The 21,581-nt window shown below is 67.3% G+C and carries 15 protein-coding genes; 10 read left to right on the forward strand and 5 right to left on the reverse strand.

What is annotated here, in order from left to right; genetic code table 11:
* From BTN82_RS31350 to BTN82_RS14910, 8 genes are all read left to right on the forward strand, one after another.
* The coding region (locus BTN82_RS31350) for a hypothetical protein (RefSeq protein ID WP_186828397.1) at positions 1 to 751 on the forward strand (751 nt) is incomplete at its 5' end.
* 68 nt (positions 752 to 819) lie between these two features.
* On the forward strand, positions 820 to 1,446 hold the full coding sequence (locus BTN82_RS14880; RefSeq protein ID WP_261792977.1) for a hypothetical protein: 627 nt from the start codon (positions 820 to 822) through the stop codon (positions 1,444 to 1,446).
* Positions 1,437 to 2,435 carry a DegT/DnrJ/EryC1/StrS family aminotransferase gene (locus tag BTN82_RS14885; protein WP_075119890.1) on the forward strand — a complete coding sequence of 333 codons (999 nt, stop codon included), beginning with the start codon at positions 1,437 to 1,439 and terminating at the stop codon, positions 2,433 to 2,435. The genes BTN82_RS14880 and BTN82_RS14885 overlap by 10 nt, the downstream gene beginning before the upstream one ends.
* Positions 2,432 to 3,679, forward strand: a complete 1,248-nt coding sequence (locus BTN82_RS14890; RefSeq protein WP_075119891.1) for a hypothetical protein — start codon at positions 2,432 to 2,434, stop codon at positions 3,677 to 3,679. Before BTN82_RS14885 ends, BTN82_RS14890 begins: the two co-directional genes overlap by 4 nt.
* A gap of 212 nt (positions 3,680 to 3,891) precedes the next feature.
* Entirely contained in the window at positions 3,892 to 5,100 is a 1,209-nt protein-coding gene (locus tag BTN82_RS14895) for an MFS transporter (RefSeq protein ID WP_075119892.1), read from the forward strand.
* A gap of 69 nt (positions 5,101 to 5,169) precedes the next feature.
* Positions 5,170 to 6,300, forward strand: coding sequence for an efflux RND transporter periplasmic adaptor subunit (locus tag BTN82_RS14900; RefSeq protein ID WP_075119893.1), 1,131 nt, complete (start codon positions 5,170 to 5,172; stop codon positions 6,298 to 6,300).
* 18 nt (positions 6,301 to 6,318) lie between these two features.
* Positions 6,319 to 9,429 carry a MexW/MexI family multidrug efflux RND transporter permease subunit gene (locus BTN82_RS14905; RefSeq protein ID WP_075119894.1) on the forward strand — a complete coding sequence of 1,037 codons (3,111 nt, stop codon included), beginning with the start codon at positions 6,319 to 6,321 and terminating at the stop codon, positions 9,427 to 9,429.
* On the forward strand, positions 9,422 to 10,855 hold the full coding sequence (locus tag BTN82_RS14910) for an efflux transporter outer membrane subunit (protein WP_075119895.1): 1,434 nt from the start codon (positions 9,422 to 9,424) through the stop codon (positions 10,853 to 10,855). Before BTN82_RS14905 ends, BTN82_RS14910 begins: the two co-directional genes overlap by 8 nt.
* Before the next feature lie 480 nt (positions 10,856 to 11,335).
* On the opposite strand, the gene BTN82_RS14915 is transcribed toward BTN82_RS14910, so the two are convergent.
* On the reverse strand, positions 11,336 to 12,811 hold the full coding sequence (locus BTN82_RS14915) for an aldehyde dehydrogenase family protein (RefSeq protein ID WP_075119896.1): 1,476 nt from the start codon (positions 12,809 to 12,811) through the stop codon (positions 11,336 to 11,338).
* A 100-nt stretch (positions 12,812 to 12,911) separates the two neighbouring features.
* On the opposite strand from BTN82_RS14915, the gene BTN82_RS14920 reads away from it, so the two are divergent.
* Positions 12,912 to 13,850, forward strand: a complete 939-nt coding sequence (locus BTN82_RS14920; protein ID WP_075119897.1) for an AraC family transcriptional regulator — start codon at positions 12,912 to 12,914, stop codon at positions 13,848 to 13,850.
* Here BTN82_RS14920 and BTN82_RS14925 read toward each other — a convergent pair.
* From BTN82_RS14925 to BTN82_RS14935, 3 genes are all read right to left on the reverse strand, one after another.
* A complete protein-coding gene (locus BTN82_RS14925; protein WP_075119898.1) occupies positions 13,847 to 14,596 on the reverse strand; it encodes an SDR family NAD(P)-dependent oxidoreductase in 750 nt (249 codons plus the stop codon). The two genes, BTN82_RS14920 and BTN82_RS14925, sit on opposite strands and share 4 nt — an antisense overlap.
* A 152-nt stretch (positions 14,597 to 14,748) precedes the next feature.
* Positions 14,749 to 16,068, reverse strand: coding sequence for an MFS transporter (locus tag BTN82_RS14930; RefSeq protein WP_075119899.1), 1,320 nt, complete (start codon positions 16,066 to 16,068; stop codon positions 14,749 to 14,751).
* A 43-nt stretch (positions 16,069 to 16,111) separates the two neighbouring features.
* Positions 16,112 to 16,885, reverse strand: coding sequence for an SDR family NAD(P)-dependent oxidoreductase (locus tag BTN82_RS14935; protein ID WP_075119900.1), 774 nt, complete (start codon positions 16,883 to 16,885; stop codon positions 16,112 to 16,114).
* Between the two features lie 148 nt (positions 16,886 to 17,033).
* Here BTN82_RS14935 and BTN82_RS14940 point away from each other — a divergent pair, with 148 nt between their 5' ends.
* Positions 17,034 to 17,912, forward strand: a complete 879-nt coding sequence (locus BTN82_RS14940; protein ID WP_075119901.1) for a LysR family transcriptional regulator — start codon at positions 17,034 to 17,036, stop codon at positions 17,910 to 17,912.
* 177 nt (positions 17,913 to 18,089) lie between these two features.
* Here BTN82_RS14940 and BTN82_RS14945 read toward each other — a convergent pair whose 3' ends face one another.
* Positions 18,090 to 21,350, reverse strand: a complete 3,261-nt coding sequence (locus tag BTN82_RS14945) for a response regulator (RefSeq protein WP_075119902.1) — start codon at positions 21,348 to 21,350, stop codon at positions 18,090 to 18,092.
* Positions 21,351 to 21,581: the final 231 nt, after the last annotated feature.

Raw genomic sequence — 21,581 nt, forward strand, 5'->3', positions numbered from 1 at the left:
CGCGGTCAGCGTCGTCGACCCGGACAACCCGGGGCTGATCGCCTACCGCTATCAGCTCACCGGCAGCCAGCCGGCGATCTGGCTCGGCTACGAACAGGCGCTGCTGATCAACGAGCGGCGCACCAGCCTGCCGGCGCTGAATGTGTTCGACCACCAGGACGCCTGGGCCTCGCTGTCGGTGGAGCGCAACCGCATCCTGTTCCCCGCCGCGGACATCGGCACCTTGCAGACCAACCCGCTGTTCCGTTTCTCGACCCCGGTGGTGCGTTTCGTCGACAGCATCAGCCCGCACATCACCCAGGACAGCTTCTCCCTGGACGGCCTGCCGGTGCCCAAGGCCAGCCTCGACGACTACCTGGAGGTGTTCTTCGCCGCCCTGGGCGCCGGCAGCAACGGCACCACGGTGCAGATCGGCATGGAAGGACGCTACAGCTACGACGTCGCCGGCCCGGGCGTGGTCGCGCGCACCGTGCTGCCGGCCGCGCTGCTGCTGCCGGTGGCGACGTCGCTGAACAGCCCGCCGGACTTCACCGGCGCCTTCAGCCAGGCCATCGACCGCTGGCGCCTGGCCGAGCGGGTCACCACCTCAGGCAACGCCCGGGTCGACCTGACCCTGCGCGCCTTCAGCGCCGACGACCCGGCGCAATTGGCCCTGGGCGCGGTGGCGTCGGACAACCAGCCGCCTTTGCTGAGCATCGAGACCCTGTGGGTGTCGGCAACCAAGGTTCCCCCGGAACAAGGAGGTCTATGAGGCAAAAAAGCAGCGCGCACGCTTGATAAAGATGAACGGCCTTAAATCACACTATTGGAGTACACCTAATGAACGGACACACCAATCCCTCCTTTGACGAAGCCATGCCACTGGGGGCGTCTGATGCGCAATTCATCACCGATCTGCACGAGCTACTGGAGCGCCACGGCAACCTGGATCGCTTCGGACTCTGCCTGCTGCACGATCACTTCGCGGTCGGCGAGGACGAGATCCTTCTCGAATGCAACGACCACGACGCCCGGACCCTGCACCTGGATGTGGTCAAGCGTGGCGACTTGCCGCAAAGCAAGTTCACCAGCTGGCGCATCGGCGGTCCCCGCGCCGAGTCCCTGACCGCGTGCGCCGACGACCATTGCAAGGTCGAGGCGATGACGGCTTGCGCGATGGACAAGTGCAAAGTCGAGGCCCTGACCGCTTGCGCGATGGACAAGTGCAAAGTCGAGGCCCTGACCGCTTGCGCGATGGACAAGTGCAAGGTCGAGGCCCTGACCGCTTGCGCGATGGACAAGTGCAAAGTCGAAGCCCTGACCGCCTGCGCGATGGACAAGTGCAAGGTCGAAGCCCTGACCGCTTGCGCGATGGACAAGTGCAAAGTCGAAGCCCTGACCGCCTGCGCGATGGACAAGTGCAAGGTCGAAGCCCTGACCGCTTGCGCCATGGATAAGTGCAAGTAGCCCCGGGCCCTGCCGACGGCCAGTGGCGGGCACGGGAGGCCGACCGCCTGCCGTGTTCGTCCTGGCTCGCGCAGTTTTACGGGCGCCGGCATGGCGCCCTGCTGGGTTCCGGCACCGCGGCGCTGGAACTGGCGCTGCGCCAGCTGGGAGTCACTGCCGCCTGGCGGGTGGCGATCCCGGCCGCGACCTGCCATCAGGTGGTGGCGGCCGTGCTGAACACCGGCGCGGTGCCGGTCATTATCGAAAACGCCGCCGAACTGCTGCTCAGCCCCGCGGCCCTGGCGCCGCATATCGCTGGCCTGGACGCGGTGATCGCGGTCCATCAATACGGCTTGCCCTGCGACATTCCGGCCTTGCGCCAGCTGGTCGGCGAGCGGCTGCCGATCATCGAGGACAGCGCTGGCGCCTGGGACCTCTGCCGCCCTGGCGCGGCCCGGGTGGTGACGTCGCTGGGCAGCGGCAAAGCCCTGGATATCGGCGGTGGCGGCGCGGTGTTCGGCGACCGGCCAGTGGACGCCGAAGTCGATGTCTGGTCGCCGGGCCAGCGCGCGCGCATCGCTCCGGCGTCCAGCCCGCCCTTGTCGATCCATGCCTTGCCGGCGCTGGTGCCCGCCGTCGCCGCGGCCCAGGCGCGCACCGCCCGGCTCAGGCAACAGGTGCCGGCGTTATTGGCGCGCTTGCGCGATTACGGCCTGGAACCCTGGAGCGACGCCGACGCGCCGCCGCCAAGCTGGCAGTACATTGCGATCCGCACCCGCAACCCCTTGTTGTTCGAGCGCCTGCGCTACAGCCCCTACGCCGATGCCCTGGGCGTCTGCGCCCCGGTCGCCGAGGCCTTGCGCGAACTGCCCATGCTCCGCCGGCGCGGCGAGGTGGCCCACGGGCCGCACCCCAGCCTCAACCTGCGCCACAACTGGATCCTGCTCGACCCCCTCGCCGCTCTCGACCAACCCCGGCGCCTTGCCGCCTGGGCCGGAGGCCACCGATGACCCCGCTCGCCCACCCGCCTGCACAACGCTCCGGGCACGACCTGGACCTGCCCTTCGCCGCCGGCCCGCGGGTTCGCCGCTTGGCCGACTACGCCAGCACCGGCCAGGGCCTGGACGAAGAACAATTGCTCGGGGTGGCCGGCGCCCGGGTGGTGTTCGCCAACTACGCGGCGCTCCGCGCCGATTTCGCCGCGCCCTGGCAGGCCTTGGCGGGCGAACCGGAGACGGCCGCCATCGACCGCTGGCTGCTGGAAAATGCCGCCTGCATTTCCGCCAGCCAGGCCGCGGCCCAGGGCATCAACACGCCGATCGCCCTTGACCGGCGTCGGCTGCCGGCCTGGCGTCCGCCGCGCTATGGCCGCGCCGCGGTGCTCTGCGCGGCGGGCCGCGCCGCGGTGTTGTTCGACGTCAAGGGCCTTGGCGTGCCGCCGGACGAAGCTCCGGTGCTGCCCCATTCCAACGGTTTGCTGACCCTGGGCGAAGCGGTGCACGAAGTGCTGATGGAACACCTGGTGTTCGCCGCCATGCACCACGCCGGCGGCGCCGTCAGCCCGCTGCCGGCCTATGCCTTGATCGACCTCGGCTTCGACGCCTTGTGGCTCGACGGCCGCGCGCCGGAACCGGCGGTGCTGCTGGTGCGCCGGCCCTGCACCCGCCCGCGCTGCCAGTGGCAACGCTATTGGCAGGGCCCCGAGCTGGCCGGCGCCCTGCTGCAGGCCGAACTGCTGCTGCGGCGTTACGGGCTGACGGCCAGCAGCTGCGGCGCGGTGCGTTTCCAGGTCAGCCGCCAGGCCGGGGAACTGCGGGTGCAGCGCGACGGCGAAAGCCTGCCGGTCAGCCCCGAAGTGGCGCAAAACCTGGAACGCCTGCTGGCGGCCAACCGCGGCGCGCCGCTGCTGATCGACGGGGTCAACGTGCAACTGGCCGGCGCGGCCAGCGTCGCGCCGCTGCACCTGCAGGTCATGGATTTCGGCCGCTATCGCTTCGCCGAGCGGTTCGAGCATCACCTGTACGCCTGGGTCGACGCCGACTACCAGAACCTCAACGGTGTCTACCTGGCGCCCGACGACCCGCGCTACGTGCAGCCCGACCCCGCCCTGAGCCTGGCCGGCACCGCCGCCAGCCCGGCCTTCGCCGAGCTGCAACGGCGGGTGCGCGACTTTCGCCAGGGTGTCGAGCCCGAGCGCCTGTGCCAGGCCCTGCGCGCCACCCTGGAGACCGCCTGCCGGCCGTTGCGCGGGTGAGCGCCGCGGTTGCATAGCGCCTCCTGGCGCCGGTTTTCCCTGGGCGAATACCCGCGCCATCGCCGCTCTGGACGCTGGCCAATAAACCCCGGGGTTTCGCGCATGGTGCCGTCCAGCCTGGCCGATATCATGGGCTGGTCGGTTCAGCGCCACCCCTGAGCCCTGGACCGGCGCCTTCTCGCTTGCCTCGATAGCCAACGGACCGATACCCCATGCCCGCACCCACGCTTGCCGGTGAACGGCGTTCGCACGCCTTTGTGTTTTGCCTGGCCCTGTCCCTGATGGTGGCGCTGATGAACAGCAGCGCGCCGACACCGCTCTATCCGCTCTACGGTGAACGCCTCGGCCTGGGCGCGCTGGACCTGACGCTGATTTTCGGCGCCTATGGCGTCGGCGTGCTGGTGGCCTTGATCGCCATGGCCCGCCTGGCCGGCAACCTCGGCGACCTGCGCCGGGTGTTCGTCCCCGCCAGCCTGCTGGTGGCGCTCGGCGCCGCGGCCTTTGCCCACGGCGCGGCGCTGGGCCCGTTGTGCGTGGCCCGCCTGCTGGCCGGTCTCGGCTCGGGGGCCATGACCGCGGCGGTGAATGTCGCGCTGGTGCGTTTCAACCCGGGGCACAACGAGAAATTGCCGGCCCTGGTGGCGACCCTGGCGATGGTCTCGGGCCTGGCCCTTGGGCCGCTGGTCAGCGGCGCGGCCTTGCAGCTGGATATTCGCCCCCTGGCCGCGCCGTTCTGGCTGGTCGCCGTGCTCGGCCTGGCGCTGGCGGCCGCGACCCTGTTGCTGTGGCCGGCCGGCGGCACGCCACCGCCAGCTCCGGAACACCCTCGCGCGGCCAGCCTCAGGGAGGCGCTGCTCGGCATCGGCCGGCCTTTTCACCTGTGTGCCTGGAGCGTGTTTTTCAGTTGGTCGTTCGCCGCCTGCGTGTTCGTCATCGGCCCGCAGGTGGCGCAACAGGTGTTTGGCCTGGAGGACCGCGGCGTGTTCGGTTATGTGGTGTCGGCCTACCTGCTGGTCGCCGGCCTGAGCCAGCTGTATTGCCAGCGCCTGGACGCCCGGCAGGCGTTGCTCGGCGGCTGGTGGTGCCAGTGCCTGGCGCTGCTGGTCCTGCTCCTGGCCTGCTACACCCGCTCCCTTTACCTCGCGCTGGCGGGGCTGGCCATCGGCGGTTACGCCTACGGCGCGCTGTTCGTCGGCAATGCCCGGCTGGTCAACCAACTGGCGCCGCGCCACGGCCACGCCACGCTGATCGCCTACTTCTACGCCACGGTCTACCTGTTCAACGCCACTCCGCTGCCCCTGGGCCTGCTGGTGGATGCCTACGGCGTGGTCACCGCCAGCACCGTCGCCCTGTGCCTGTTCCTCGGCCTGGCCCTGGCGTTGTTCGCCGCGGCGCGCCGCACCCGGTTCGCCGCCCGGTGAACCCACCCCTTCGTCCGTCTTGCCGCCCCGTGCGCAAGGCGCTTGTGCAACCCACGCAGTAGTGAAGACATGAAAAAGACATTCAAACGATGGGCCGGCGGCAGCGCCTTGCTGGTGGCTGGCAGTACCCTCGCCATCGCGCTGGCCGGCAGTGACTCCAGCGCCGCCGACGCCGACGCCGACGCGACGCCGCCGTTGCCCGCGATCAAGGTCGCGGTGGCCCCGGTGGTCCAGGGCCCCATGCCGAACCTGCTGACCGGCATCGGCGAACTGGAAGCGACCCGCCAGGTCATGGTCACCGCCGAAGCCAGCGGCCTGGTCACGCTCATCGCCTTTCGCCCGGGCGAAACGGTGCGCGTCGGGCAGACCCTGGTCCAGCTCAACGACGCCCCCGAACGCGGCGAACTGGCGCGCCTGCAAGCCCAGGCGAGCAACGCCCGCTCGCGCCTGCAACGCACCCGCCTGTTGCTGCCGCAACAAGCGGCCACCCAGGAACAGCTGGACGAGGCCCAGGCCGATTTCCGGCAGATCCAGGGCGATATCGCCCGGGTCACCGCGCTGATCGAGCAAAAGCGCATCAAGGCGCCGTTTTCCGGGGTGCTGGGGGTGCGCAAGATCAACCTGGGGCAGTTCGTCCAGGCCGGTGAGCCGATGGTCTCGCTGACCGATGCGCAAACGCTGTACGCCAACGTCAATCTGCCGGAACGCAGCCTGGCGCAGCTCAAGCCCGGGCAAGACATGCAACTGTCGGTGGACGCCTACCCCGACCGCTCGTTCGCCGGCACGGTCAGCACCCTGGAGCCGCGCATCGACCCGGGCACGCGCACGCTGCTGGTCCAGGCCACGGTGCCGAACGCGCAGCACCTGCTCGCGCCCGGCATGTACGTGAACGCCCAGGTCAGCCTGCCGACCTCGGCCCAGGTCCTGAGCGTTCCGGAAACCGCGGTCAGCTACAACAGCTACGGCGATTTCGTCTACGCCGTGCAAGGCGACGACCCGCAAGCGCTGAAGGCGCGCCTGGTGCAGGTCAAGACCGGCCAGCGCAGCGCCGGCCGGGTGGTGCTGCTCGACGGCGTCAAGGCCTCGGACCGGGTCGTCACCTCCGGCCAGCTGCGCCTGAGCAATGGCGCGCACATTGAAATCATTCCCTGGGACAACGTGGCCCTCAAGGCCCCGCTCGCCCCGGCCTCGAACCAGTAACAGGCGAAAGAATCTGCCATGAAGTTCACCGATCTGTTTGTCCGCCGCCCCGTACTGGCGCTGGTGGTCAGCACCCTTGTGCTGTTGCTCGGGTTGCTGGCCGTCAAGCAATTGCCGGTCCGCCAATACCCGCTCACCGAAAGCTCCACCCTGACCATCACCACCCAATACCCGGGCGCTTCGCCGCAACTGATGCAAGGCTTCGTGACCCAGGCGATCGCGCAATCGGTGGCGACCGTCGAAGACGTCGACTACATGACCTCGACCTCCACCCAGGGCCGCAGCGTCATTGCCGTGCGCATGAAGCTCAACGCCGACTCGAACAAGGCCATGACCCAGGTGATGGCCAAGGTCAACGAGGTCAAGTACCGGCTGCCCGCCGAGGCCTACGACCCGGTCATCGTCAAGTCGTCCGGCGAGGCCACCGCGGTCGCCTATGTCGGCTTTTCCAGCCCGAGCCTGTCCACCGCGGCGCTGTCGGACTACGTGACCCGCGTGGTCCAGCCGCAGCTGTCGTCCATCGAAGGCGTCGGCAGCATCGACCTCAACGGCGGCCAGAAAATGGCCATGCGGATCTGGCTCGATGCCAATCGCATGGCCGCCCACGGCATCTCCGGCGGCGACGTGGCGCAAGCGTTGCGCGACAACAACGTGCAGGCCGCCCCGGGCCAGGCCAAGGGCCTGTATGTGGTGTCCGATATCCAGGTCAACACCGATCTGGTCAGCGTCGACGAATTCCGCGACCTGGTGGTCAAGGCGACGCCGATGGGCATCGTGCGCCTGAACGACATCGCCACCGTGGAACTGGGCGCCGCCTCCAGCGACACCAGCGCCACCATGGATGGGGTCAACGCGGTGTTCTTCGGCCTCAACGCCGCGCCGAACGCCAACCCGCTGGTGATCGTCAAGAAGCTCAACGAGCTGCTGCCGGGCATCCGCCAGAACCTGCCGCCGGAGGTGAAGGTGGCCGTGCCTTTCGAGCTGGCGCGGTTTATCAGCGCGTCGATCGACGAGGTGCTGGGCACCCTGTTCGAGGCCATCGTCATCGTCGTGCTGGTGATCTTCCTCAGCCTCGGCTCGGCACGCGCGGTGATCATCCCGGTGATCACCATTCCGCTGTCGATGCTCGGCGCCGCCGCCTTCATGGCCCTGTTCGGCTTCAGCATCAACTTGCTGACCCTGCTGGCCATGGTCCTGGCGATCGGCCTGGTGGTGGACGACGCCATCATCGTGGTGGAAAACGTCCACCGGCATATCGAGGAAGGCCACTCCCCGGCCCGCGCCGCCTTGATCGGCGCCCGCGAAGTGGCGGCGCCGGTGATCGCGATGACCCTGACCCTGGCCGCGGTCTATGCGCCCATCGGCCTGATGGGCGGCCTGACCGGCTCGCTGTTCAAGGAGTTCGCCTTCACCCTGGCCGGCTCGGTGCTGGTTTCCGGGCTGATTGCCCTGACCCTGTCGCCGGTGATGAGTTCGTTCCTGCTCGACAGCCAGATGAACGAAGGCTGGATGGCGCGCCAGGCCGAACGCTTCTTCCACGGCCTGGGCCAGGCCTACGGCCGGATCCTCGACCTGTCGCTGCACCATCGCTGGGTCACCTGCGCCGTCGCCGCGGTGGTGCTGCTCAGCGTGCCGTTGCTGTACAGCCGCGCGCAAAGCGAACTGGCGCCGGTGGAAGACCAGTCGACCGTGCTGACGGCCATCAAGTCGCCGCAGAACGCCAACATCGAGTACGTCGAGCAATTCGCCAAACAGTGGAACGCCGTCATGGCCGACGTGCCCGAGCAGAGCAACCTGTGGCTGATCAACGGCATCAACGGCGTGTCCAACAGCATCGGCGGGGTGAACTTCGTCGACTGGGAAAACCGCCAGCGCAATGCCAACCAGATCCAGGTCGACATGCAGAACCGCGCCAACGCCATCGAGGGCAACAACGTCTTCGCCTTCCAGTTGCCGTCGCTGCCGGGCTCCACGGGCGGCCTGCCAGTACAGATGGTGGTCAAGAGCGCCGGGGACTACCGGATTGTCTTCGAAGCCATGGAGGCGCTGAAAAAAGCGGCGCGCAGCAGCGGCCTGTTCATGGTGGTGGACAGCGACCTGGACTACAACAATTCGGTCATCCGCATCCAGGTCGACCGGGCCAAGGCCAACAGCCTGGGCGTGACCATGAAGGCCATCGGCGACACCCTGGCGGTGCTGGTGGGCGAGAACTACGTCAACCGCTTCGCCATGGACGGGCGCTCCTACGACGTCATTCCCCAGAGCCTGCGCCACGAACGCCTGTCGCCCGAAGCCCTGGCGCGCTTCTACGTGACCAGCGCCTCCGGCGCGCAGGTGCCGCTGTCCAACCTGGTCACGCTGTCGACCGGCGTCGAACCGAACCAGCTGACGCAGTTCAACCAGCTCAATTCGGCCATCCTGCAGGCGATTCCCAACCCCGGGGTGAGCATGGGCGAAGCGGTGCAGTTCCTCGAGGCCCAGGCCGCCGCCCTGCCCCCCGGGTTCAGCCATGACTGGCTGTCGGACTCGCGCCAGTACCACCAGGAAGGCGCGGCGCTGGTCATGGCGTTCGTCTTCGCCATCATCGTCATCTACCTGGTGCTGGCAGCCCAGTACGAGAGCCTGCGCGACCCGTTGATCATCCTGATCAGCGTGCCGATGTCGGTGTGCGGCGCCTTGATTCCCCTGGCGCTGGGCATGGCGACCATCAATATCTATACCCAGATCGGGCTGGTGACGCTGATCGGCCTGATCAGCAAGCACGGGATCCTGATGGTCGAGTTCGCCAACGAGGTGCAGATCAAGGAAGGCCTGGACCGGCGCGGCGCCATCCTGCACGCGGCCAAGCTGCGCCTGCGGCCGATCCTCATGACCACCGCCGCCATGGTCACCGGGCTGGTGCCGCTGCTGTTCGCCTCCGGCGCCGGCGCGCACAGCCGCTACGACCTGGGCCTGGTGATCGTGGTCGGCATGCTGGTCGGCACGCTCTTCACCTTGCTGGTACTGCCCACCATGTATTCGCTGATTGCCGTCGACCATCGCGCGGCAGCCGACAACCCGCGCGCCCGCGAACTGGCGAGCGTCGATACGGCCATCGCCCCCACCGAGCCAGGAGCCACGCATGTTTGATCGAAACGTTTTCCCCCGGCGTCTGCTGTCCGCCCTGCTGTGCCCGGTCCTGCTGGCCGGCTGCGCGGTGGGCCCCGACTATCGGCGCGCCAGCGAGCCGCCGGTGACCTTGTCGCAAGCCGTGTCGCCGGCCCTGTATGCCAGCGACCGGCTGCAACAGGACTGGTGGCGCCAATTCCAGGACCCGCAACTGGATGCCCTGATCGAACGGGCGCTGGCGGCCAACCACGATATCCGCCTGGCCCAGGCCAGGCTGCTGGAGGCCCGGGCGGTGCTGGACGAACGCCAGCTCGACCGATTGCCGACGGTGACCGCCGGCGCCGCCTACTCGCGCAGCCTGGCCCAGGACAACCCGGGGCCCGCGGGCGAGCGCAACCTGGCGCAAAGCTACCGGGGCGGCCTGGACGTGCAATGGGAGCTGGACCTGTTCGGCCGCCTGCAACGCTTGTCCGAAGCCGCCGCCGCGCGTGGCGAAGCCGCGGCGGACGACCTGGCGCAGGCGCGGATCCTGGTAACCGCGGAGGTCGCCAGCCAGTACTTCCAGTGGTACGGCGCACAGCGGCAACTGGCGGTGGCCCGCGCCAGCCTGGAGAACCAGGACGCCAGCGTGGCCGTGGTGCAGAGCCTGGTCGGCAACGGCCGCGGCAGCCCGGACGAACTGGCCAGCGCCCTGGCCTTGCGCGCCCGGACCCAGGCCACGCTGCCGCCCCTGGAAACCCGGCGCGACCTGGCGCGCTACCGGCTGGCGGTGCTGGTCGGGGTGCGCCCCGACCAACTGCAGGCGCTGGACCAGGCCCCGGCGCTGGCGCCCCTGGTGGCGCGCCTGCCGCTCGGCGATATCGGCGACCTGTTGCGCCGTCGGCCGGACGTCGCCAGCGCCGAACGCGCGCTGGCCGCCGCCAATGCCGACGTCGGCGCCATCACCGCCGAGCTCTACCCGCGGATCGACCTGGGCGGCTTCCTCGGGTTTGTCGCGCTCAGGGGTGGCGACTGGGGCGACGGCGCCAGCCGCGCCTTCAGTGTCTTGCCCTCGGCCAGCTGGCCGGCCCTGCACCTGGCCAGCGTCAAGGCCCGCCAGCGCGCGGCCGAGGCGCGCCACCTGGGCGCCCAGGCGCGCTACGAGCAAGTCGCCTTGCGCGCCATCGAAGAGACCGAAGCGGCGCTGACCACCTACAGCCAGTCGCAACAACGCCTGCGTGCCCTGGCCGATGCGGCCGGGCAAAGCGCCCGGGCCTCGGCGCTGGCCGGTATCCGCTACCAGGCGGGGCGTGCCCCGTACCTGGTCCAGCTGGATGCCCAGCGCACCCTGCTCGACGCGCAGGACGCGCTGGCCCAGGCCGACACCGCGAGCTACCTGGACGTGGTGGCGTTGTACAAGGCACTGGGCGGCGGCTGGCAGTCCGTCCCGGCGCTGACGGCGAACTGATAGCAACCCCTGGCTGACCCACAGGCCCTTCGCAACAGCACCGCGCTGGCGAAGGGCTTTCCTGCCCACGGCCAACGCCTCGCTCGTCACCCACAAAACCCTTCGCCCCGCCCGGGGTTTGACCGGACAGCCTCTGTCCCCGCGCTCGCTCAAATCCCCCCCGGAACGATCCCGACGGGCCGCCACGCGGCTCATCGCTTGGCCTGGTTGGCCGGTTCATCGTCCCGCACCGGCCAGAGCTGGCTCAGGACCAACCTGGCGCAGCCCGAACCCGCTCGATAAAACCCCGACGGCAGGTTCGAACGGTGCGGGCATGGCGGATTGCGCGGGTGCGCAGGCCAGTCGAATCGACGCGGCTTGAAAGGACCCGAGGCGCTGGCGGCAGGCATTCCATGGGCACGCGCCGGCGACTGCCGACCTTTGCATCGCCCACAAAAAAGCCGCTTGCCCCTCAAGGGGCAAGCGGCCTGTGCCGACGGCTCAGAGCGGCGCGAACCAGCTGTCCGGCACCTGGGCCTGGACGGTGATGGTCTTGACCTGGGTGTAGGCATTGAGCGTTTCGCGGCAGAACTCGCGGCCGATCCCGCTGTTCTTGTAGCCGCCGAAAGCCGTGCCGTCGGTGATGTTGGAATAGCGATTGATCCACACCGAGCCAGCCTCCAGGCGGCTCGCGGTGTCCATGGCGTGGCGCAGGTTGCTGGTGTAGATGCCGGCGGCCAGCCCGTACTGGGTGTCGTTGGCCTGGGCGATCAGGGTCTCGTAGTCGTCCCAGACGATCAGCGACAGCACCGGGCCGAAGATTTCCTCCTGGCAGATGCGCATGCCGTTGTCGGCCAGCAACAGGGTCGGCTCGATGAAGAAGCCGTGCTCGCACCCTGCGACCTCGGCCCGCCCGCCGCCGGCCAGCAGCTCGGCGCCTTCGGCGATGCCGAGGTTGATGTAGTCCAGCACCTTCTGGCCCTGGCGGGCGTTGACCAGGCAACTGACGCGGGCGTTTTCGTCCTGGGGCGAACCGACCCGCACCCGCTGGAACGAAGCGACCAGCTTCTGCTTGAACGCCTCGAAGATGTCGGCGTGCACGAACAAGCGGGTTCCGGCCAGGCACGACTGACCGTTGTTATGGATGGCGGCGAAGGTGGCGTTGTCCACCACCGCGTCGAGGTCGTCGATGTCCGGGAACACGATATTGGCGCTCTTGCCGCCCAGTTCCAGGGTCGCCGGCACCAGGCGCTGGGCCGCGACCCCGGCGACGATCCGGCCGACTTCGGTGCTGCCGGTGAAGGACAGCTTGCGCACCGCCGGATGCTGGCTCAAGGCCGCACCGGCCACCTCGCCCTGGCCCGTGACCAGGTTCACCACGCCCGCGGGAAAGATCGCGTTGATCAACTTGCCCAGCTCCAGGGTCGACAACGAGGCGTTTTCGTCCGGCTTCAGGACCACGGTATTGCCGGCCACCAGCGCCGGCGCCAGCTTGAACGCGGCCATGATGGCCGGGGCGTTCCAGGGAATGATCTGGCCGCAGACGCCCAGGGGTTCGCGGCGGGCGATGGCGTAGCCGCCGTCGATTTCGCGGGCGCTATCCTCGTGGGCCATGATCACCGCGGCGAAGTAACGGTAATGCCGCACCGCGGTCTGGTAGTCCTTACGCACTTCGCTGATGCAACGGCCCACGTCATGGGCATCGATGCGCGCCAGGCGCTCGCCGTGCAATTCGATGGCATCGGCCAAGCGCGCGATCAGCCGCGCCCGCGCCTGCTGCCCCAGGGCACGCCAGGCCGGCCCGGCCTGCTGCGCGGCCGTCACGGCACGATCCACATCGGCTTCGTCGCAAGCGCGGATTGACGCCAGGTGTTGCCCGGTGGCCGGGTCCACGGCGGCGAACGAACGGTGGGCCCCGGCGGTTTCAAAAACGCCGTCGATCAGCGGCCCGTAGGCCTGGTCCAGGTCGATCTTCATGCTGGTTACCTCATGGTTGAATCTGATTTGTATGAATGAAAAAAGGACTTTCTCTATGCTAAATTGCGGATGACTTTATCAATCGTCCAAAAGGTGCCCCATGGATCCGCTTTCCGGCGTCCTTTCGCTGCTGAGAATCCGTAACTACCATTCGGCGACGTTGCAGCTGGGCGGCGACTGGGCCTTCGAGTTTCCCAGCCGGCCCGGCATCAAGTTCACGGCCGTGGTCAAGGGCCGTTGCTGGGTCTGGGTCAAGGGCGAACCGGCCCCGCAGCAGTTGGAGCAAGGCGACTGTTTCCTCATGACCCGCGGCGAGCCTTTCGCGCTGTTCAGCGACCTGTCGGTGCCGGCCATCGACTCCGCGGGCCACTTCCAGACCCTGGCCGCGGACGAAATCGCCCTCAGCTACGGCGGCGACGAGGTGCAGTTGGTCGGCGGGCGTTTCGACTTCAGCGGCGTGCCCACCCAGTTCCTGCTCAGCACCCTGCCCTCGCTGGTCCATGTGCAGGCCAGCTCGCCCCAGGCGTCGATCCTGCGCTGGGCGCTGGAGCGCTTCACCGCGGAGCTGCAGCAACAGCGCCCCGGCCGTTCGCTGATGAACGAGCACCTGGCGCACATCATGCTGGTCGAGGTCCTGCGCGCTCACCTCGCCGCCCTGGACCGCAACGGACTGGACGACGGCATGGGCTGGTTTTTCGGCCTCGCGGACCGCCACCTCAGCGCCGCCTTGAGCGCCATGCACGCGGAGCCGGCACAGCGCTGGACGGTGGAGGAGCTGGCGCGCCTGGCGGCCATGTCGCGGTCGGCCTTCGCCCTGCGCTTCAAGCAGGTCGTCGGCGCCGCGCCGATGGAATACCTGACCCATTGGCGCATGCTGCTGGCCGGCGACCGCCTGAGAAACTCCAGCGACTCGGTGGCGACCATCGCCTTTTCCCTGGGCTACGAGTCGGAGAGCGCCTTCAGCACCGCCTTCAAGCGGGTCATGGCCCACTCGCCGCGCCAGTACCAGCGCGAGCCGCTGGCCGCCGCCGAGGCTTAGTGCAGGCCGCCGCCGATCACCAGGACTTCGCCGGTGATCCAGCCGGCATCGGCGGACGCCAGGAAGGCCACGGCCGGCGCGATGTCCTCGGGCTTGCCGATGCGCCCCAGCGGGGTGATGGCTTCGATCTTCTGGCGGAAGGCGTCCTCGAAGAAACCGCTGGCATGCACCCCTTCGGTGGCCACCAGGCCCGGGTTGACCGAGTTGACCCGGATGTTCTTCGGCCCCAGCTCGTTGGCCAGGGTCCGGGTGACGGCGTCCACCGCGCCTTTGGAGGCGGTGTAGACCGTGGAGCCGGCCGGGGTGAACGAGGTCACGCTGGAACTGATATTGACGATGCTGCCGCCCGCGGGGTTGAACACCGCGACCGCTTCGCGGGTGCACTGGATCAGGCCCAGCACGTTGAGGTTGAACTGGCGGTGGTACTCCTGCTCGTCGATGTCGGCCAGGGCGCCGGTGGCGTAGACCCCGGCGTTGTTCACCAGGATGTCCAGGTGCCCATGCTCGTGCGCGATGGCCTTGAACAGCGCCTTGACCTCCAGGACGTTGGCGATATCGGCCTGAATCGCATAGGCCCGCCCGCCAGCCTGCAAGACCTCTTCGACCACCCGATCGGCCTCTTCGCGGCTGCGGGTGTAGTTGACGATCACGGTCGCGCCGTCCTTGGCCAGCTGCTTGGCGATGGCCGCGCCGATGCCCTTGGACGAGCCCGTGACCAGGGCGATTTTCCTGTGCAGTTTTTTCATCTTCGTAGGCTTCTCTTGCGGGGTCTGAAGGGGGCGGCGACCGTGGACAACCGGCCGCCGCTCGACCCAGCCAGCTTATGAGCGAGGCCTCGAACGGTTAATAGGCGGTCCTCCAGAATAGCTTCGCCATCGTCCAGACCTGTCGCCGCGGCTCAGCGCCGGACCTTGACCAGGGCCATGAGCAAGGCCGCGGACAAGACGCCCAGGGTCATGAACACATAGGCCGCCCCGGGGTTGCCGGTGAGGCCGATCAGGTAGCCCACGACCCACGAACCGGCAAAGGCGCCCAGGGCCCCGCAAGCGTTGATCAGGCCGATGGCCCCGCCGAAGACGTTGGCCGGCAGCAGCTCCGGAATCAGCGCGAAAAACGGCCCGTAGGGCGCGTAGAGTGTCGCCCCGGCCAGGCTCAGCAAGGCGAACGACAGCCAGAAATGCGAGGAACCGAGCAGGTAGGAACAGAAGAACGCCAGCGCACCCACGGCCAGCAGCGGCCAGACGAAATGCTGGCGTTGCTGGTATTTGTCCGAGGCCCAGGCCACCAGCAGCATCAGGCCGACGGCCGCCACATAAGGCACCGCGCTCAACCAGCCGACCGTGACGATGTCGGCGGCCGCCGCCTGCTTGATGATGGTCGGCAGCCACATGATGAAACCGTAGACGCCGATGCTCCACAGCGCGTGCACGCAGCAGAGCTGGAGCACCAGCGGGCTGGCGAAGGCCTGGCGATAGTTGCGCACCGCCTGGATGCCCTTCTGCTCCTCGGCCAGGGTCGCGGCCAGGCGCTGCTTTTCGCCCTGGCCTAGCCAGGCGACCTGCTCGGGCTTGTCGCGCACCAGGCGCCACCAGACGAACGCCCAGAGCAGCGCCGGCGCGCCTTCGATGACAAACATCGCGCGCCAGCCCCAGGCGTGGATCAGGTAGCCGGAGACCACCGACATCCACAACACCGTGACCGGGTTGCCCAGCAGCAGGAAGGTATTGGCCCGCGAGCGTTCCTGGCGGGTGAACCAGTTGCTGATAAGGATCAGCATCGCCGGCATGACCGCCGCCTCGACGATGCCCAGGGAGACGCGGATCACCATCAGCATCGGGATATTGGCCACCAGCCCCGTGAGCATCGCGCACACGCCCCAGAGGATCAGGCTGTAGAACACCAGTTTGCGCACGCTGTAACGCTGCGCGTAGATCGCGCCCGGGACCTGGAAGAAGAAATAGCCGAGAAAGAACAGCGCGCCGATCAGCGAGGACGTGCCCTTGCTGATGCCCAGGTCCTGCTCGATCCCCGCGGCGCTGGCGAAGCCGTAGTTGGCGCGGTCCAGGTACGCGAGGCTGTAGGTGATGAAAATCAGCGGCATGAGGTACAGCCAGCGCCGGCGGGCGAAGCCCTCGGCCCTGGCGCTCGGGCGGCTGCCGACAGGCTCGGCGCAGCGGCCAGCGCCTCGCGGTTGCGGGTGTTCTTGAAGATGGCTCATGGGGCGTTACCTATTGTTGTTGTTTTTCGCTACGGCGGTGGGGTCAGACGACGCTGGTCAAGCCGCCGTCGACGAACAGGGTCTGGCCGTTGATGAAGTCGGACGCCGGCGAGGCCAGGAAGACTGCCGCGCCGCACAGCTCCTCGACGCGCCCCCAGCGCCCCGCCGGGGTGCGCTTGCACAGCCATTGGGAAAACGCCTCGTCGTCGATCAGCGCGCGGTTCATCTCGGTGGCGAAATAGCCCGGGGCCAGGCCGTTGGCCTGGATGCCGTGGCGCGCCCATTCGGCGCACATGCCCTGGGTCAGCATCTTTACCGCGCCCTTGGACGCCGCGTAGGGCGCGATGCTCGGCCGCGCCAGCTGGCTCTGCACCGAGCAGATATTGATGATCTTGCCGCGCCGCCGGGTAATCATGTGCCGGGCCACGGCCTGGGACACATGGAACACGCCGTCCAGGTTGACCCGCATCAGGGCGTGCCAGTCGTCGGCGGCGAAGCTCTCCAAGGGCGCGCGACGCTGGATGCCGGCGTTGTTGACCAGGATGTCGATGGCCCCGGTCTGCGCCTCGAAGCGGTCGATGGCCTCGAACAGCCCGGCGCGGTCGGTGACGTCGAACACCGCGATCTCGGCGCCGACGCCCTCGTCGCGCAATTGCCGGGCGATGGCCTGGGCCTTGTCCCTATTGCGATCGTTGATCACCACATTGGCGCCCGCGGCGCCCAGGCCACGAGCCAGTTCCAGGCCGATGCCCTTGCCGGAACCGGTGATCAGGGCCCTTCTTCCCTGGAGCTGGAAACAATCGGGGTTGAATGACATGCTTTTCTCCGCACAATGGCCGCGGGGGTCGTATCGGCCTTGCCGGCACTTCACCGCAGGCGGCCGAGGCTGTCCAATCGTCATTGATGATCTGGTGATCAATTCCCGTGATCATGCAATCGAGCCGTTTTCGCCCTGGAGTTGCCCGATGGAAATCAAACATCTGCGGTCGTTCGTGACCCTGTCGCAGGAGCTGCATTTCGGCCGCGCGGCCCAGCGCCTGGCCATCGTCCAGCCGGCGTTGAGCATGCAGATCAAGCTGCTGGAGGATGAGTTGGGTGTGCGCCTGTTCGAGCGCAACCGCCATTCGGTGGCGCTGACCGAGGTCGGGCAGCGCTTCCTGCCCGAGGCCCAGGCGACCCTGCACCAGGCGGCCCACGCGATGGACGTGGCCCGGGCCTCGGGGCGCGGGGAAATCGGCCGGGTGCGCCTGGGGTTCGTCTCCTCGGTCCTGCCGGCGTTTTTGCCGGCGCTGATCCGCGCCCTGCATGAACGCTTTCCGCGCATCGAGCTGGAACTCAAGGACATGCCGGGCCCGGACCAGGCCGCGGCGCTGAAGAACGGCCAACTGGATTTCGGCCTGATGCGCCTGCCGGCGGTGATTCCCGGCATCCAGACCCGCGAGGTGCTGCAAGAAAGCTTCATGGTCGCCCTGCCAAGCGACCATCCCCTGGCCGCGCACACCCGCCTGGCGCCGACAGCGCTGACCGGGCTGCCGGTGTTCATCCTCGCCCGGCGCTATGCGCCGGGCTTTCACGACCAACTGATGCAGGTGCTGGACCGCCATGGCGCACAGCTGGACGTCGCCGCGGAACTGGGGGAATTCACCACCATGCTCGCCCTGGTGTCCGCCGGGCTCGGCGTCGGCCTGCTACCGGCCCACGCCGGACGCGCCCTGCCCGCCAACGTCAGCACCCGCCCCCTGGAGCTGGGGGGCTATCGGGCCACCACGGGCCTGGCCTGGACCGATCTGGAAAGTCCCCTGAAGCAGACGGTGTTCGGAGTGATCGATGAGGTGTTCGGGTGACGCCTGCCCCTGGGAATCTGGACGCACGCCAATAACCTCAGGGGTTTCGCATAGGGTCTCGTTCGCTCCGCGAGATATTATGGCCGGCGCACATTAGTGGCTCGGAGCCACTAGCGCATCGGCTTTCGTATCCCTTTCGAGACCTGACGAACAGTGAGCACAGCCTGGTTTATCGTTTCAAGGAAGCGGTCCTTGGGCAGCGCCATCCAGCAACGCCAGCGCCGCCTCAACCCGCTCGACGAAGTGCCTGAGGGCCAAGACCATCGCGTCCTGGCCACGGCTTTCGGCCTGAGCCTCCAGTTCCTTGCTCAACCGTATCAACGATCGGGCCTTGCCCACGCTCAGCGAGCTGCGAATCCGATGCAGCAGGCGCGCCACTTCGCCAGCGTCGTAAGGTCGGGTCGCCGCCTTGAGCTCATCCAGGTCCTGGCGCAGGGTCTGGGTAAAGAGAGCCAGCATGCGCGGCGGCACCTGCAGCGGGTCCACAACTGGCTCGGTGAAAGGCTCGACGACGGTCGCCAACGTCTCCCCAACCGGTGCCGGCACCGCCACGGCTTTCAGGCACAGGTACAGGCCGTCGATCGAGATCGGTTTGCTCAGCCAACTGTTCATCCCCACCCGAATGCAGTGCTCGCCTTCCTCGCGCAGGGCATTGGCGGTCACACCGATGATCGGGATCCGCGAGTCGTCCCGGCGTACCGCTTCGGTCAGTTCGTAGCCATCCATGAGCGGCATGTTGACGTCCGTGAGGATCAGGTCGAACGTCTGTCGCTCCAGCGACAGCAGGGCTTCACGGCCGTTGCCGGCCAGGGCGACCTGACACCCGATATTTTCCAGCTGTTCACGCATCAAGGCCTGATTGACAGGATTGTCTTCGACCAGCAGCACACGCAGCCCCAGATCGTGACGCGGGCTCGCCTGTGCCTGTTCGGGCTCTGGCAGTTCCCCGGTCATGGCCAGCAACACGCCCCGCAGAACCGCCGCAAGGCTGTGCTGATTGACCAGCACATCCTTGCCGATGCGCTCGAGCAAGGCAAAATCATGCCGGGCGAACACGGTTGGCCCTCCCCATTGCAGATTCGCCCCGGCTTCGGGCATGACGTCCAACACCGCGTCGGGCTGTTCCAGGTCCAGGTCTTCCTGGATCGAAGTCCGGGCCCCGAAGTGTTCAAGCCAGGCACAGAGCGAATCGGTCAGGTCGGGGAACGGGCTGCGGACCACGACCTTGCGTCCCGCCAGCCCGCTCAGCCGCCATGGCGCGTCTTGATCCCGGGCACGGGCCAGGCTCAGGCCAACGCTGAATTCACTGCCTTGGCCCACCTCGCTGCACACGTGCAAGGTTGCGCCCATCAGTTCGCACAGACTGGCGCAGATCGGCAAACCCAGCCCGGCCCCCGTGATGCTGTGGCGCTGGTTGTCGACCTGGTAGAACGGCTCGAACAAACGCCGCCGGGCAGCCTCTTCTATGCCGGGGCCGGAGTCGATCACTCGCCACGACAACTGCACGCTATCGGCCTGCTGCGCAGCGACCGTAAGGTGAATTGCGACGTATCCCTTGTCGGTGAACTTGATGGCATTGCTCAGCAGGTTGCCGATGACCTGGCGCAGCCGGTGGCTGTCCCCGCTCAGTCGCGACGGAACCTGTGGATCGATGCAGGTGTAGAGCGCGAGCCCCTTGTTCGCCGCACGCTCGCAAAACCCTCGTACCAGTTCCTCCAGCATGTGCAGGGGGTTGAAGTCCATGAGCTGGATCTGCAATTGGCCGGACTCGATCTTTGACATGTCCAGCACGTCGTTGATCACGTGTAGCAACAGGTCCGAGGAATGATCGATGGTCAGCAGGTAGGCCCGTTGTTGCGGCGTCAGTTCGGTCAACCCCAACAGTTCCAGGGTGCCCAGCACCCCGTAGAGAGGCGTTCTGATTTCATGGCTGACCGTGGCGACAAAACGGCTTTTTTCGGCGCTGGCCGCGTCCGCGACCTGACGTCCCAGCACCAGCGTGGCAGCCGCCGCGCGGTGCTCGGTCACATCGGTGAACGTACAGAGCAGGACCTCTTCGTGCTGATACACAGTAGGGGCGTAGCGCACATGGAAGGCCCGCTCGCCGATCATCAGGCAGCCCTCGCCGGTCAACGGCTGGTCGCCGTCGAACATCAACCAGTCGCTCATCAGCGTGGTGATGGGCTGCTCCTGTTCCAGCCAGTCACTGAACAGACTGTTACAGGTCACCTGCTCATGCCCCTTGAGTACACAGAGCGCCAGGGGCACGGTTTGCAGGAGCGAATGGTTGAAGTCATGGTTGCTGCGCAACTCGCTGTAGTGGCTGCGCGCGGGCAGGACGATCCGTCGCCGGTACCAGCTGGCGATTCCCCAGCCGCTGAATATGCAAGCCGCCAGCAACCCGGCGAGGCTCAGCAGTTGCCATCTGGCATGTTCGACCAGGCGCATGAAGCTGATGCGATACAGTGCCTGCCAAGCGCCCACCGGACCTGCGCTGCGCTTGATGACCAGGCCCGAACTCGTCAGGTGAAAGCCGTTTTCATAGGTAAAAATACCTCCGCCCGCCGAGCCCAGCACGAAGGTGCCGTCAGGGGCCACCAAGTCGATCGAGTCGAACGTCACCGAATCGAACATCTCCTGGTCGATTCGAACAGCGATTTCGTCGGGCTCGCGCAGGTCCACCAGGGTGGCGGCCACCAGTTCCCCCGGAAGGCGCTCCGACCAGCGTCCGGTATTGGCCCTGGGCACCGAGACATAAGCCAGCAACTGTTCGTCGCCAGTCTCGGTGTAGCGCTCGGCCGGCGCCCAGTGCACCAGCAGATCGTAGTGCTGCGGCGGCTGTCTCTCGATGGTGCGCTTGATCCGTTGCAGAACCGGCACGACATCGCCTTGCACGATGCTTTCGCGCGACGGCTCGGGGTCGATCGAGGGCAAGGCGATGTCGATGTGGCGATCCGGGTCGAGCAGGAACATCTGTGGCGCCAGAAACGACGAACCGCTCCAGAAGTCGCTATAGACATTGGCCAGGCCAATGCCCAGCGCCAGGGAGTGGCCCAGAGGGTCGGGACCTTCCTGGGAACGGGGCATGACAATGGAGAACGTCGTGGAATATTGCGAGGCCTGGCCGGTATAGATCAGGGCCTCGCCGTCCACGCTTTTGCTCAACTCGGGCTTGGCGAGCTGGACCAGGGGGTTGTATTCGGGGGCGACACTGGCGTTGATCGCCCGCAGCAGGAAAATTTCGTGGTCATAGGCACGGCCGACGAAGCCCAGGAAATGGTAATTGGCCTTGACCCATTCGCCACGAAAGACCTTGTAGCTGACCCAGTACCCGGCCACCACGAAAAACACGCACAGCAGCAAGGACAGGATCAGGCCGAAGTGCAAGCGCAAGGACACCCTGGCCAGGCGGCCAACCTTCGACTGATTAATGGGCATGGGGCCCGCGGGCGCTTGCAGCCGTGATCAATAGGCGACTCATCATCAATACCTGTCCTGACGGGCTCATTGCCGTTGAATGGCGAAAAATCTTAACACGTCAGATAAGTCCTACATGGCGCTTCGACACTGCTGATCCCCCCGCCGCCGACCGACGCTTCACTGTATGCTGTTTAGGACTGAGATAAATACAGGGGTAGGTGTGAGGTAAACCCGAGACATTCCGGGATT

The organism is Pseudomonas chlororaphis (assembly GCF_001921865.1).
Taxonomy (GTDB): Bacteria; Pseudomonadota; Gammaproteobacteria; order Pseudomonadales; family Pseudomonadaceae; genus Aquipseudomonas; species Aquipseudomonas chlororaphis_D.